This window comes from Paenibacillus sp. ClWae2A, assembly GCF_032452295.1.
GTDB lineage: Bacteria > Bacillota > Bacilli > Paenibacillales > Paenibacillaceae > Paenibacillus.
Genome location: NZ_JAULSQ010000014.1, coordinates 1 through 14,934 on the forward strand (window position 1 = coordinate 1; position 14,934 = coordinate 14,934).

At 46.3% G+C, this 14,934-nt stretch carries 10 protein-coding genes and 1 pseudogene; all 11 read right to left on the reverse strand.

Annotation, left to right across the window (positions count from 1 at the left end; all coding sequences use genetic code 11):
- Nucleotides 1-729 (reverse strand): annotated as a pseudogene (locus QVE09_RS26690) (YVTN family beta-propeller repeat-containing protein); the annotation flags it as partial.
- A 74-nt stretch (nucleotides 730-803) separates the two neighbouring features.
- The gene (locus tag QVE09_RS26695) at nucleotides 804-1,865 is read right to left on the reverse strand and encodes a phosphotransferase enzyme family protein (RefSeq protein ID WP_315939263.1); all 1,062 of its coding nucleotides are present in this window, start codon (nucleotides 1,863-1,865) and stop codon (nucleotides 804-806) included.
- 234 nt (nucleotides 1,866-2,099) lie between these two features.
- Nucleotides 2,100-2,855: a phosphate ABC transporter ATP-binding protein PstB gene (gene pstB / locus QVE09_RS26700; protein WP_315939264.1), complete on the reverse strand. Its 756-nt coding sequence runs from the start codon at nucleotides 2,853-2,855 to the stop codon at nucleotides 2,100-2,102.
- Nucleotides 2,856-2,867: 12 nt separating this feature from the next.
- On the reverse strand, nucleotides 2,868-3,755 hold the full coding sequence (gene pstA / locus QVE09_RS26705; RefSeq protein ID WP_026081329.1) for a phosphate ABC transporter permease PstA: 888 nt from the start codon (nucleotides 3,753-3,755) through the stop codon (nucleotides 2,868-2,870).
- A gap of 2 nt (nucleotides 3,756-3,757) precedes the next feature.
- Nucleotides 3,758-4,693 (reverse strand): phosphate ABC transporter permease subunit PstC, encoded by a 936-nt coding sequence (gene pstC / locus QVE09_RS26710; protein ID WP_017690972.1) that lies wholly within the window; start codon nucleotides 4,691-4,693, stop codon nucleotides 3,758-3,760.
- Nucleotides 4,694-4,808: 115 nt separating this feature from the next.
- Nucleotides 4,809-5,735, reverse strand: a complete 927-nt coding sequence (locus QVE09_RS26715; protein ID WP_315939265.1) for a phosphate ABC transporter substrate-binding protein — start codon at nucleotides 5,733-5,735, stop codon at nucleotides 4,809-4,811.
- A gap of 687 nt (nucleotides 5,736-6,422) precedes the next feature.
- Entirely contained in the window at nucleotides 6,423-7,715 is a 1,293-nt protein-coding gene (locus QVE09_RS26720; RefSeq protein ID WP_289390995.1) for an arsenic transporter, read from the reverse strand.
- A gap of 187 nt (nucleotides 7,716-7,902) precedes the next feature.
- A complete protein-coding gene (locus QVE09_RS26725) occupies nucleotides 7,903-9,993 on the reverse strand; it encodes a methyl-accepting chemotaxis protein (RefSeq protein ID WP_315939266.1) in 2,091 nt (696 codons plus the stop codon).
- Nucleotides 9,994-10,166: 173 nt separating this feature from the next.
- Nucleotides 10,167-11,225, reverse strand: coding sequence for an EAL domain-containing protein (locus QVE09_RS26730; protein ID WP_315939267.1), 1,059 nt, complete (start codon nucleotides 11,223-11,225; stop codon nucleotides 10,167-10,169).
- 215 nt (nucleotides 11,226-11,440) lie between these two features.
- Nucleotides 11,441-13,714, reverse strand: coding sequence for a bifunctional 2',3'-cyclic-nucleotide 2'-phosphodiesterase/3'-nucleotidase (locus QVE09_RS26735; protein ID WP_315939268.1), 2,274 nt, complete (start codon nucleotides 13,712-13,714; stop codon nucleotides 11,441-11,443).
- A gap of 477 nt (nucleotides 13,715-14,191) precedes the next feature.
- The gene (locus QVE09_RS26740) at nucleotides 14,192-14,608 is read right to left on the reverse strand and encodes a pyridoxamine 5'-phosphate oxidase family protein (RefSeq protein WP_017690978.1); all 417 of its coding nucleotides are present in this window, start codon (nucleotides 14,606-14,608) and stop codon (nucleotides 14,192-14,194) included.
- Nucleotides 14,609-14,934: the final 326 nt, after the last annotated feature.

Consider the following 14,934-nt stretch of genomic DNA (forward strand, 5'->3'; position numbering starts at 1 on the left):
AGTCGTTCCCGTCAGTCCTGTTGCTCCCGTATCTCCAGTGACTCCTGTCGTTCCCGTTACTCCCGTTGCACCTGTAACTCCAGTGAATCCGGTCGCTCCCGTTACACCTGTCGCACCTGTATCTCCAGTCGTTCCCGTCAGTCCTGTTGCTCCCGTATCTCCAGTGACTCCTGTCGTTCCCGTTACTCCCGTTGCACCTGTAACTCCAGTGAATCCGGTCGCTCCCGTTACACCTGTTGCACCCGTATCCCCAGCGACTCCAGTCGCTCCAGTAACTCCCGTTGCACCTGTAACACCAGTATCTCCGGTCGTTCCTGTCACACCTGTTGCACCTGTAAAACCGGTGGCTCCAGTTACACCTGAAATACCACTGTATGCCCCCAGTAATTCCTCAGATACGAGACGGTGGGCGGTGACCAGTTCTCCATTCTGGTTTTTCCCCCAGACCGAAATCTGCACCTCCTCCACGGCACTATCCCCCGTTGTAAAAACAAATTCAAACCCGTCCAAATCCGCATAAAAATCTTTGGTTATTACCTGATTAGGCAGAACATTGAACAACTCTTCAATATATAATGAGCGTACGCCTACCAAATTATATCCTTGAACCAGGACCGTATAAATACTAATTGTATTCCGATTATCCAGTCTTACCGTAATTCTCTGGGTAGGGCGCCCACTTCCCGCGACAATATTATTTTCAATGGGTCCCGTTGATAAAACAGCCATACTTGGATGCCTCCTCCGCCAGCCTTCGCTGGGTAATGATCATCCTGTATGTATATGCAGTATACAAGTAGGCGTCACAGTTCGTAGAAGATGCTCTTGTTCTGTACATAGGGTCTGCAATACTTACTGCACAGCTTCGGCATGCGATCTTTCATCCATTCGTGCCTCGACTCATTCGCCATCTGAAAGGCATAATAACCCAGCGTAAAGATCAACATAAACCCTTCCATTAATCGGATATCACGATCCGTCAGTGGCGCGATCTGTTTTGTATAACCGGATAAGAATATGTCACGTTCCTCCCGATTGAACATAAGCGCTGCCCCTCCGGCATCAAAAAGATAATAACCATAACCGTGTAGACAAAAATCAATCATGGATATGCCCTGATCCGTTATCAGAAGATTGTTGCGAGTAATATCCCCATGAATGATCCCCCATGTCTCCCCGTGCTGCGGGTACGTTGCTAACTGCTCATTAATGTTCTCAAACGTCTCACGAAGCAGATCGAAGTCTTCCGTTGTAAAAATCCCAAGTCGGACGCCTTCTTCTAGCTGACCTAGCATGACCAAGTTCTCATGGATATTGCCATATGCCGGGCGTATCTTTGTCCGATCTGTCTGGCTCATCTCTCTTCCTGTCCGCTGATGATCGTTGCTATCCACCACTCCTCTGCCTTCAACCGTTCCCTTAGTGGCTTCGGGCGTCTCTTGTACACGTCCGTATTGATGAAGCATCTGTAGTTGTGCACCCAGGTCATAGATCTGCTCTGTTGTCAGGCGTTCTCCCTGCTGGATGTCCCTTCCCTCAATCCACTTCAGTACCGTACAACAGATCTCTTTCCCTTCCTCACTTATCCATACCGTTACCCATTCACCCGATACATTGCGTACCGGATGCTGCACGCGCAATGCTGTCGTTGCATTTAACTCATGAAGCAGGTTCATCTCTGCCTCCAGCGCAGGAGGCGTATGCTGAATGCCGGTCATACTTGCATATGCAGCTTGATGGATACGTAGCAGATACTTCTGCCCGCTTGCTTCATCAACGACATGATACGTCAGATTCTCATTGTGGCGAATATATGAAACGACAGGTTTTTCAATAGTGTAGTTCTGTATAATCTGAGCTGCCATATGGTCGTAAGACACCTGATCCGTAGTGATTATCAACATCTCCTTCAAAGTAATGTAAACGTTCTCTTATTACTAAATATCGTAGCATGATTGCTTTACATACAGCAAATTTTTCCAGAATTAAATTAAAAAAGCACAACCCCCGAACAACCGTCCAGGCATTGTGCTTCCTTTTGTCTCTATTTATTTCTTAATCTCTCTGTCTGTTGCTCTATGTGACACTCCATGATCCAATTAACCGAAACGTCCCATAATGTATTCTTGCGTCAGACGATTGTCCGGGTTCGTGAAAATATGTTCTGTATCCCCGTGCTCAATCATGCTTCCCAGATAGAAATAAGCTGTATAATCCGAGATGCGTGCCGCCTGCTGCATGTTATGGGTAACAATAACAATCCGCAGCTCCTTCTTGAGCTCGGTAATCAACTCTTCAACTTTACCCGTAGATACCGGGTCAAGTGCAGATGCCGGCTCATCGAGCAGCAGAATCTGTGGTTCAACAGACAAAGCGCGGGCGATACATAGACGCTGCTGTTGTCCACCCGAGAGAGACAGAGCTGACTCGTTCAGCCTGTCTTTCACTTCGTCCCAGAGCGCAGCACGACGCAAGCTTTTTTCCACAATTTCATCCAGTGCCTTCTTACTCTTCGTACCACGGTAGCGGGGGCCAAACGCGATATTGTTGTAGATGGACTTATGAAAAGGATTTGGCTTCTGCCACACCATGCCAATCTTCTGGCGAAGCTTGATTACATCGGTTCCAGGCTCATTCAGATCGTTACCGTCCATCCAGATATGCCCCTCTGTGCGGGAACCGGCAATCTCGTCGTTCATCCGATTGAGTGACCGGAGGAACGTGGATTTACCGCAACCAGACGGCCCGATAAGCGCCGTTACGCTCGCTTCGGGAAACGCCAGGCTGATCTGTTTGACCGCCTGAAAATGTCCATAATATATGCTTAACTGTTCCGTACCAAAAGGTATGGCCATGTTGGTTCCTCCTTATTTCGAAGCTGTCATGCGGCGGAATACAACCCGACCGATCCAGCGTGCACTTAGATTGAACGCCAGCACGAGAATGACAAGCACGGCGGATGCCCCAGCTGCCACTTCTTTGGAATCTGGCCCAATGCCTTCACTATTCACTTTCCAGATATGGACAGCAAGTGTCTCTGCCGGACGGAAAGGATTAAGCGGTGATCTTGGACTCGTCGGATTCCAATCTGTAAAGTCCAATGGTGGACTACTCATACCTGCGGTGAACATCAGCGCTGCTGCTTCACCGAAGATCCGGCCCGATGCCAGGATCGTACCCGTAATCAAACTCGGCAATGCCACAGGTAGCAGAATCGAAGTGATAATCTTCCACTTGGACAGTCCAAGCGCCAGACCTGCTTCCTTCTGTTCCTTCGGAACGGCACGGAAGGCCTGCTCCGTAGTACGCACCATCAGTGGCAAGTTAAAGATCGCCAGAGCCAAGGCACCCGAGATCAGGGAGAAACCAAGACCAAATTGATTTACTAGCAGCAAAAGACCAAACAAACCGATAACAATGGAAGGGAATGATGACAATACTTCAACGACCAGACGAATGAAGCTGGTAATCTTGCCTGGTTTGGCGTATTCCGCCATGTAAATCCCGCCGCCCCATCCGAGTGGAATGGTCACAATCAAGGTCAGAACAAGCAAGAATACGGAGTTGAAGAGCTGTGGACCAATCCCGCCGCCACCCTTAAGCAACTGTGGTGCGCTTGTCAGGAAGTTCCAGCTAATATGTCCAATGCCTCTATACATGATGAAGCCAAGCAGACCGAGCAATAGAATAACAATGAACAGGGCCAGTACAACGATAACGGATGTTGCAATTTTATCTACCGTCTTTGCCTTCATTTTCATACCCGGTTTCTCCTTTCAAGCAGGCGAACCAGAATGACGAAGACAAATGTCATCACCAGCAGGACAAGCGCCATACTCCACAGTGCATTGTTATGAACAGAACCCATCGTGGTGTTACCCATGCTGAGTGTAATTACACTTGTTAATGTTGAAGCTGATTCAAGCAAGGATGTTGGAACATGCGGTGCATTACCAATAACCATCTGCACAGCAAGTGCCTCACCAAAAGCACGGGCCATACCCAAAACGACACCTGTCAACAAAGCTGGCAAAGTCGTTGGAATAATGACACGGTAGATGGTTTGCCAGCGAGTGGCACCGAGTGCATAGGAGGATTCACGTAAACCTTTTGGCAATGCGGACAATGCATCTGCCATAATACTTGTCACCGTAGGAAGAATCATTACCGCCAGAACAAGACATCCGGCTGCAATCCCGACGCCTGTTCCACCAAAGATACTGCGCAGCAAAGGTACGATGACACTCAGACCGATAAATCCGTACACAACGGATGGAATTCCGGACAAGAGCTCAATCGCAGGCTGCAAGATCTTTTTCCCTTTCCCCGGGACAATCTCTGTCATGAAGAGCGCTGCACACAGGCCAAGCGGACTTGCGATCAATGCCGCAAGCAAGGTTGTAATGAAAGAACCTGTGATGAACGGCAATGCCCCGTAGAACGCAGGCTCTCCAGTTGGATTCCACGTTTTCCCACCAAGGAATTCGCTTATGCTTATTCCGTTTTGGAAAAATGTGGACAGTCCCTTGGACGCTACAAAATAAACAATGGAAAACATGACAACGATCAGGAAAACGACACAAATCGACGTATAGATCCGTCCCGTCCACTCTTCCCAATAATGTTTCTCTTTTAAGGGCCGGCGCGGTTTCAACTTGTTATTCATTACCGTTCCCCCTTCGGTCTGTTCCATAACAACCATCCTTCTATAGTAGAATTAATGCAAAATATGGGATTATTTCAGAGCAAACCGCGTAAAGAGGCAGGACCTAAGTCCGCCTCTTTCGCTGTATGCGCAAGTTCAAAGATTATTGAACCACATTACCTGCTGCATCGCGTTTTACTTTCATGCCTGACATTGGAATGTATCCAAGCTCTGTCACGTCGTTTTGTTGAATTTCGTCACTCAGGATGTAGTCCAGGAAAGCTTTTGTTGCTGCATCCGGCTCACCTTTAGTGTACATGTGCTCGTAAGCCCACACTGGATAAGTTCCTGCTTCCACGTTCTCAACTGTTGCTTCTACACCTTCGTATTTCAACACTTGCAAGCTGTCATCCAAGTAAGACAGGGCAAGGTAACCAATAGCACCAGGTGTTTCAGCTACCAATTTTTTTACGTTACCAGAAGAATCTTCTTGAATCGAACCTTGAATATCATCCATTTTTGCACCCAATGCATACTTCTCGAACGTTGCACGAGTACCGGAACTACTTGGACGGTTTACAATAACGATTGCTTGATCCGCGCCACCAACGTCTTTCCAGTTCTTCACTTTACCGGAGAAAATGTCGACCAGTTGTTGCTTCGTCAAATCTTCTACACCTGCATCTTTGTTGCTAACTGGAGCCATAGCTACTACGGCTACTTGATGGTCAACCAGTTCTTTTACTTTGGCTTCGTCCTCCAGTTTCTCTTCTGCGAATACATCAGAGTTACCGATTGTAGCTTGTCCGTCAGATACTTGTGTCAAACCAGTACCACTACCGCCACCTTGAACTTGAACCGTTACGTTCTTATATTCATCAACTGCCATAAATTTCTGTCCAGCTTGTTCTACCAGAGGTAGCAATGCTGTCGATCCGACTGCCAGAATGTTACCGCTAAGCTCAGTAGCAGCTTCTCCTGATCCATTGCTTGCGGCACCCTCTGTACCAGCGTCATTTTTCGATCCGCATGCTGCGAGTACCAGTACGAACGTTAAGGTCATCAAAATAAACGGCAACTTTTTAAACATGTTTTGTTTTCCTCCCCCAATGTAGTGATGGCGTTTTGTGAATTTGTTTGTTCACCATCAACTCTTTACTCATTGTAGTTTCGGTATGTCATCTTAAAATCAGTGTTTTGTAAACGCAATGTTAAAAATATCGGCTGTATATTGAAATTTATCTGAGACAAATTGCGCTGAAGTGGCCGCTTCGGGAACGGACGTTGTTTCAATCCGTATTGTGTCCAGATTTCCATGAAAAAAATTTACTTATAGATACATTAAGTAGCTGATACCTTGAGTGGCCGTTCCGGTTACGGATCGTTCTTCTGATCGCTGTTGTCTCCAAATTTCTTTGATCAATAATTTTAATTGTTGTAATTAGGAGACAAAGGCGAACGCTTCGCTTCTTCAGAATCGATTCCGTCCCCTCCACTACGATCGCGGTTTCCCTGTACTGTGCTTGTCAGCGCTCGTTGGATCTCAGGCATTTCAATCTCCAGCCTGGGAAGTAGGCAAAGAAGGCCAGCCCTACAATGGGCTGGCCTTATGAAATGCTTAACTGCTTATTTGAAATAGAGAATTCATTTCTTCTATAGAAGGTACAGAAGCAGAAAAAAAAAACTGCCTCGCTGCCAGTGCGTAGCACCAGCCGTGAGAGCAGCCTTTTACATTACAACAGATATCTTATTAATACTTAATGTAAATCTAATTTTACTAACCTAAAATCCATAACCACAATGCCAACCCAGCTAGGGTAATTAGCAATGTCGGAATCGTCAGGATGATGCCTGCTTTGAAATAATACCCCCATGTGATCTTCACACCTTTACGGGATAACACGTGCAGCCACAGCAATGTGGCAAGTGATCCAATTGGGGTCATTTTGGGACCCAGGTCGGAACCGATGACATTGGCATAGATCAATGCTTCCTGAATGATACCTTCGGTATGTGCGCCTTGGATGGCTAGCAGGTTAATCAACACGGTCGGCAGGTTGTTCATCACCGATGATAATACAGCAGCGATGATGCCCATCCCGAGCGAAGCAGCCAGCAGACCATGCTCTGCTATAGCATCCAGCCAGCGGCTCAGATGATCCGTTAACCCTGCATTACGCAGTCCATATACGACGATATACATGCCCACCGAGAACACCACAATCGACCATGGCGCTTCCTTAATTACCCGTTTCAGATCAACAGCCTCGCTCTTGCGTGCCAGTAAAGCGAACAGCAGCGCAACGGAGCCAACGATAACCGACACGGGAATCGGCAGAAACTCACTGGATGCATAGGCAACCAATAACAGCCCAAGCATGAACCAGGCGATTCGGAACATCCGTGGATCACGTATCGCTTCCTTCGGGTCACGCGCCGCGGAGATGTCGTAGCGACGAGGTATGCTTTTGCGATAGAACAAGAACAACATCCCCGTACTCGCTACGATGGAGAACAGATTGGGTACAACCATGCGTACCGCATACTCCACAAATGTAATACCAAAGAAATCGGCCGATACAATGTTAACCAGATTGCTGACCACTAATGGCAACGACGTGGTATCGGCGATAAATCCACTCGCCATCACAAAAGCCAGCACCATGCGCTCATCAAACTTCAATGCACGCACCATCGCCAGCACAATTGGCGTCAGAATGAGTGCCGCACCGTCATTCGCGAACAGGGCAGACACCGCGGCCCCCAGTAAAATGGAGTAGAAGAACAGTCTGCGACCGTCTCCTCCAGCCAGCCTCGCCATATGCAGGGCAGCCCATTCGAAGAAACCCGTCTCGTCGAGAATGAGAGAAATCATAATAATGCCGACAAAAGCCAACGTTGCATTCCATACAATGGATGCCACATCCGAGGCATCATTTAAGCTAACAACTCCACACAACAGGGCAAGTAATGCCCCGCCCGAGGCAGTCCAACCGATACCCAACCCACGAGGTTGCCAGATCACCAAGGTGATCGTCACTACAAAAATCAGTATTGCTACGTATACCATAGAGCCTCCTGCTGTACCCTGTATCAATATATTATTTCGTTAATTCGATGTTATTTTGTAAGATTACACCGCTATATGCGCAGAATAACCAGACGATATATTTATACAGGGCTACAGGAGCAATGTCTATCTTTATTTTCTTCTATTATAAAATGTATGGTAAATTGTGGTGTTAAAATGCTAGGATTTATTCTTTGCCCTTATCCTTCGGTGTATCCTCTACCATCTTGAACATGCCAAGCAGTCCTTGCAATTGTTCTGCCATACTGTTCAGGTGTGCCGAGGATGATGCAATCTCTTCTACCGATGCCAGTTGTTCTTGGGAAGATGCAGACACGGATTCTGTATTTGCAGCCGATTCCTGGGTCACATTCGAAATATCGCTCATCGCTTTGGCAACGTGGGAAGCTCCACTCTCCAGTTGTTTCGTTGTTGCGGACAAGTCATCCAATGTATGAACCGCATCTTCCACCGCCTCCCGTATCTGAGCAAAGGATTGTCCAGACGTATTCACGGCCTGAATCCCTTCTCCTACCCGAGTCTGCGCCGCATTCATGGCGATTAGAGCGGCATCCATGTCCTGACGGATATTATGAACGACCTCACCGATCTGCGCTGCCGAGCTTCCAGATTCTTCTGCCAGTTTGCGTACCTCACCGGCTACAACTGCAAACCCACGACCCGCATCCCCTGCTCTTGCCGCTTCAATAGATGCATTCAATGCGAGCAAGTTCGTTTGTTTGGAGATGGATGCAATGACATCCACCATGCTACCAATCTCAACGGAACGGGCATTCAGAGATTGAACCACAGTTCCCAGCTGCTCCACCGTTTCCTGGATACTGTTCATCTGCTCCATAGCCTGTCCTGCTGCTTCATTACCAGAAGAGGCCGCGCCGGACGTATTCCGCATATTCGCCGTAATCGATTGAACACGCTCCGACATCATTCGAACATCTTCTGCCATTCGACTCATCTGTCCCGATCCGTCTTTCACGCTGTTTACCTGCTGCTCTGCACCTTCAGCCAGTTCCTGAATGGCCTGTGTTGAATGTTCAATCGCTTTGGTGGTTTGTTCTGCACTGGCAGACAATTCCTGTGAAGAAGCGGAAACCTGCTCTGTTGTTTCCTGTACACCAAGAATCATCATCCGCAGGTTATCAACCATACGTTCAAAATACTTCGCCAGTTCTCCGACTTCATCTTTACGCCCTGTTTCCAATTTCACAGTCAAGTCACCTTTGCTCACGGCTCTGGCAGATTCCTGCAGTCGTTTAATTGGACGCAGCATGGAGCGAGTAAACCAGATAATAAAGATGAGCGTAAGGAACGTAGCCGCCAGAATAACAATAAATGTGACCATGCGAATATCCTTACTCGCATTGGTTATTTCACTCTTGAACATCGTGCCGGCAATTTTCCAGCCGGTTGCTTCATTCGTTGAGAAAATCATCATTTTCGGCTGATTGTTGTACACGTAATCGAAATGACCTTCTTGACTCTGATACATCTCATCAAGGGTGCCGCTAGTTTCCTGTGTACCCGTATCTGCTACAGGGGAAACGACATAATTTTTGTTTGCATCCATAATAATGACGTAGCCTTCTTTACCCACCTTAATGGATGCCTGTTCTCGCAGGTCTGTCAGATCCAGAGACAAACCGATTACACCGGATTGATCCTTTAATGTTTTGGAGATAAATACAACGGCAACGCCATCGGTATTAACAGACACCGCTGATACAACGGCTGTACCTGGCTTTTCCATCGCTAGTTTGTACCACTCCCGCTCCCTGGGATCATATGCATCTCCACGTGTGCTGCTCGCTGTTGGTTTACCTCGAACCATGACTCCGTCAGTTGTTCCTACAAAAATGTTCATGGCATCGGGATGCAAGCCCAGATATTGCTCCAGCTTCAACTGAAGCTCGGGACTATCGTTCTCCCCTTTGACCAGGCTCGGATCAAGGGCATCCGCGAAATAGTTAATGTCATGAATTTTATACTTCACTTGGTTTTCTACAATGGTATTGGCAGTGCTCACACTTTGCATGGCACTATCCACTAATTGTCCTTGTACGCTATCTTCGGCTATCGTTAGTGTGATCAAGCCGATCGCCAAGCTTGGCAGGAGCAGAACGGCCAGGAAGGAGACCAATAGTTTGTTCCTTATATTCCAGACGAAACCTTTCTTTTTCTTCTTCTTTTTATTTTGATTATGTTTTGGTTTCGCAGGTTTCGCTGCTTTCATTGGTTTAGTATCCTGAGTTTGACTCATGTCTTTCTCCCCCTCTAAATGTAAAAATGCCCTCTTTCTTTGTATGTATGGAACACTCTAAAAGGCTTATCTTATATATCGGCTAAATGAGGGGATTTATTTGAGGGAAAAATGTGCAGGCACGCCAAACAAGCCACCTCTGATCAGAAGTGACTTATACAAGGTACGGGTTACTAATTATTCCATGAATTAGATGAAGTATTGCAGTACGGACCGCCAGGGGGTTGTGCCGAGGGTTTACCAAAATAGTAGCCCTGTGCAAGCTCAATACCTATGGAACGACAGAATTCAAACTCTTCCATCCGTTCGATCCCCTCGGCAAGGACTTGACCTCCAAATCGACTCGACATCTCAACAATATCAAGAATTTTCTGTTGTTTGGTCGAATCCTGATCACAACAGTCGATAAGACTTCGATCTATTTTGACAAAATCCGGTTCTAACCGATTCATCAACTCGATTGTCGAATATCCGGCACCCACATCATCCAGTGCAACCGACATTCCACGGGAACGATACACCTCAAATATTTGCTGCAAGATGGGCATATGCTGAATCTGCTCTGTTTCCACGACTTCAAACACAAAATCTTTAGGGTCAAGCGAAAGACGTTCAATCGCTTCAAACGTATGTGTCAGACAATATTCGGGATTATATATGGAGGAAGGCAGGAAATTTACGAAGCGTTTGACACCCTGCGGCAGAAAAAGGGCACTGGTCTCAATAGCAGTAATACGCGCCATTCGATCCAGAAAAGAATGTAGTCCGGTCTCACGCGCCACTTCGAATAATTCATAGGAACTGAAGGATTTTCCATTCTCAGCAGGACGAAGCAAAAACTCATATCCGATAATCTGCTCCGATGCATCAACGATGGGTTGCATATGACTGCTGAATTGATGCTCCAGAATAATGGAAACGAGCTCCGCATGCTTAAATCGGGACTCCTGCATGGTTAGACTAATCCAACTTTCTTCATTAGCCTGTTCGTATAAAGGCATAATCTGAACGGTTAGGGAATCACGTAATGTCAGATCAATTTCACCGATCTCTTCTATTAAGCTCTGAACCGCCTCAAGATTCGAAAAATGCATCCACATCATGTCATCCGACGTCTCGATAAGTCTTCCCGGCGTTTGCAGCGCTTCCAGCAAAACGGGGGAAATGGGACGCAGGTACAAGGTACCTTGGCCCTCTATAGGATAGATTGGACTGCAGCCACTGCAATTCATGTAGGACCCCCTTGCCAATTTATGATTCCATGTCCATTAATGTTTACTGGTATATACCCAAAGTTTGTAAATATTATATCATGGGTCTTAAAATTAATCTCTACTGTTTTGATGACTTCGTATATGACGGATATTAAAACAAATATATTCAAAATTGCAGAAAAAAGACCGACAGTCTGATGACTGTCGGTCTCCTCTTCACCGCTTATTAAACTTTAAGAAGCGGGAATCACGATTTTCTGTCCAACTTTCAGGTTATGCACATTTGAGATTTTGTTAGCTGTCGCAAGCTTACGCCAGTCCACACCATATTTTAAGCCGATACGGTACAAGTTATCGCCTTTTTTCACCACATATACCACTTTGCCGCCCGCTGGTTTCTCAGGCTGTGGCTTGATCGTTGGTTTGGTTGGAGTAGTCGGCTCCGTAGGTTTAGTTGGCTTTGTAGGCGTAGGAGCGGGCTCCGTACCTGGTTTCGGAGTTGTCGTTGCTTCACCTGTCAATTTCAAGCCATACTCTGCAAAACCTTCTTTGTTCGTACCGATGAACGACATCGCCGGGTTTGCTTCAACCAGACCTTTCGCATCCGGGGAAGAAGCAAACACAACTTCAAGATCGTTCAGCGCTGCTGCAGTTACACCAGCAGATGGTTTGATTGGTGCCAGGGACCAGTTGCCGTCAGCTGCCGGATTAATCGTTTTATTTTCACGGATGTAGTCGATGATCACTTGACGGTTCTCATCCGGTGCAGCCAGAACGATGCGTTTGCCGTCCGGGTTAGCCAGTTTGGATGAAGAAGCACGATAGTTATTCGTCGCTACAATGAATTTTTGCGCCGGGTCAACCGGTTTGCCGTTAAAGCTCAGATCCTTGATCCGGCTTGCGGATGCATTAACAATCGTAGCTTTGCCGTCATATTTGGCTGGTTGGGTCACATCAATCTGATACGTTACACCATCGATGACATCGAAGTTGTACGTCGGGAAATCCATGTTGATCAGTTGTTGTTGTCCACCTTTAGCCGGGTCGATCTGGTTGAACTGGCCTGCAGACCATTCCAGCCATTCTTTCAGTTCTGCGCCGTTCACCATTACAGCATGTACCGTATTTGGATACACGTACAGGTCAGCAACGTTTTTGATCGCAATGGTGCCTTTAGGGATATTCGTGTAATACGAAGCGCCTGAACGTCCACCGGCTTTGAATGGTGCACCTGCGGACAATACAGGGATTTTCTCATATTCCGTACCTTGCATATGTTTTTCGACATACCATTTCTGTGCATTCGTTACGATCTGAATGGATGGATCATCCTGAACCAGAGCGAAGAAGCTGTTGATAGGTGCAGTCGTTTCGCCCACCGGACCACGAACATACTCCAATGTACCTTCATGCTCTTCATGAACCGCATCAATGATGTCCTGATCCGCATCTACCAGTGGCTTTTTGTTGGCTGTGTCATAGATTGGGCGTGCTTCCGTTTTGGAATCTACCACTTTCCATTTGCCATCAACCAGCTCCAGATCCAGGTCGATGATACCAAGATGATCACCCCAGAACCCTGGCTCTACAGCAGGAACGCCATTGATTGTCCCTTTCTCAAGGTCTACCCCTTTTTTGCCGGCAAAATCAGCACTTGGGAACACTTTGTGGGCATGTCCAAACAGAATGGCATTAATGCCTTCTACCTGGCTCAGGTACAGGACGGAGTTCTCCATCAGATCCGTTTGAGGAATATCCTCAAATCCGGAGTGAGGGATGGCTACAATAATGTCGGCACCTTCGGCTTTCATTTTCGGAATGAATTTTTTCGCGGTAGCAATAATATCCTTGGCAATTACTTTGCCTTCAAGGTTAGCGCTATCCCACTGCATGATTTGAGGCGGCACAAATCCGATCACACCCACTTTGATCGTATGTTCTTTGCCAGTCTCATCCGTTACTTTTTTATCCAAAATCTCATACGGTGTGAAGTAGTTCTTGTCATTTGTCTCATCATCATCACCATCGTCTACATAAACATTGGCATTGATGTAAGGGAAGTTTGCTCCCTCCAGCGTCATGTCCAGGAAGTCCAGACCATAGTTGAATTCATGGTTACCGATGTTACCTGCATCATAATCGAGCAGATTCATGGCTTTATATACAGGGTGAGTCTCACCCTTTTTCAGTGGATCAATCTTCGCAACATAGTCTCCCAGCGGGTTACCCTGAATTAGATCACCATTGTCGAACAGCAAGCTGTTCTTGGCTTCATCACGCGCTTTTTTGATCAGTGTAGCTGTTTTGGCGAGTCCATACTGGTCTGTCTCTTTGTCGGAATAATAGTCGTAGTTAATCAGATTGTCATGAATATCTGTTGTCTCCATGATCCGCAGTTTAACTTTGGCAGCATCCGCAGCCGATACTGGTACAGGAAACACCGCAAGCACGTTTAATGCAACCAAAGCGGCAGTCAGGCTTGATAATACTTTTTTACTCGTTTTCAAAATAACCCCTCCCGGTTATGTACATTGAATCATGCATTAATGGGCAAACGAAGAGCGCAGAAAAAAGATAGATTTCATGGGTTGTGCGTACTGACGCTCTGATGACATGCATCGGAACTTCAGGTAAGTTTATCTCACATGAACATCTATTTATGTCTGTGCTTGTCGTTTACATTCCAAATCATAACGCAATGTTCAGCCATTGAAAAGCATTATTTTTTACATTACCCGCACATACCTAGGCAAGTTTACATTATCATGCGTGATTTCGACATTTTTTTCAACATTTTAGTAGGTATATAGTGCTTATTATCTTCAAAATACGTATATTACATGTTTATTACATGTATAACCAATTCAGCGTTATTCATCCATACCAAAAACCGTGAAACCTTAATGGCTTTCACGGTTGGATTAAATTCTGCGCGTATTTTCGCATAAGGACGCTACTTTGCAGAGGTTATGTTCATATTTGGATTATTGTTCCCACACATGATGTTCATGATCTTTACCCGTGTATTCAATACGAGCCGGGGTGATGTCCAGAATGACATAGTTCGGATCATTAGGTCCATCGAACCATGCTTTCAATTCGTCGTTCCACACTTGCTCACGCAAGCCTTCGTTCTTTGTCACTTCACAGGTTCCTTCGATCTCAACCACTTCCTTGGAACCACCAGCCTCATAACCAAGTAGCAGGCTAACATTCGGATTATTCTCCAGTTCCTCTACTTTGTGTGTACGGCGGTTCGTTGCCAGATGAATGTTCAGTCCATCGTTGAAAAGCGCCATATAGCGTGATTTCGGTTTACCATTCTCCACAGTGGAGAAGCTGCAAAAAGGGTTGTTTTCCAATGCTTTTACAATGTTTTGTTCCAATTCAGTCTGGTTCATGGGGAAGTGCTCCTTTCGGTTTTGGGGAATATTGGGAGGACTCTTGTAGAAGGTCGTTCCGGGTACGGATCGTTCTTTGGATCGCTGTTATCCCTCAATGATCCTGATCTCTTCCTCGTATACATTGGATTAAAGACGATTTACACTGACACTACGATGACAGAACAACCTTCCAATCGCTGTTATCCCCAGATTTTTTTGATTCCTTTTTCTCAAGGAAAAAATCCGGTGATAAAGGCGACCGCTTCGCTTTTTCAGGTCTCTTCTGTCCTCTCCGTTATCGTGTAAATGTTTAATTCAATGGATATACAAGTGAAAATCCAGGA

Coding starts and splice junctions, on each gene's coding strand:
- QVE09_RS26720 (WP_289390995.1), bottom strand. CDS start 7,715: ATGGTATACGTAGCAATACTGATTTTTGTAGTGACGATCACCTTGGTG.
- pstA (WP_026081329.1), bottom strand. CDS start 3,755: ATGAAGGCAAAGACGGTAGATAAAATTGCAACATCCGTTATCGTTGTA.
- QVE09_RS26740 (WP_017690978.1), bottom strand. CDS start 14,608: ATGAACCAGACTGAATTGGAACAAAACATTGTAAAAGCATTGGAAAAC.
- QVE09_RS26725 (WP_315939266.1), bottom strand. CDS start 9,993: ATGAGTCAAACTCAGGATACTAAACCAATGAAAGCAGCGAAACCTGCG.
- pstB (WP_315939264.1), bottom strand. CDS start 2,855: ATGGCCATACCTTTTGGTACGGAACAGTTAAGCATATATTATGGACAT.
- pstC (WP_017690972.1), bottom strand. CDS start 4,693: ATGGAACAGACCGAAGGGGGAACGGTAATGAATAACAAGTTGAAACCG.
- QVE09_RS26695 (WP_315939263.1), bottom strand. CDS start 1,865: ATGGCAGCTCAGATTATACAGAACTACACTATTGAAAAACCTGTCGTT.
- QVE09_RS26730 (WP_315939267.1), bottom strand. CDS start 11,225: ATGAATTGCAGTGGCTGCAGTCCAATCTATCCTATAGAGGGCCAAGGT.
- QVE09_RS26715 (WP_315939265.1), bottom strand. CDS start 5,735: ATGTTTAAAAAGTTGCCGTTTATTTTGATGACCTTAACGTTCGTACTG.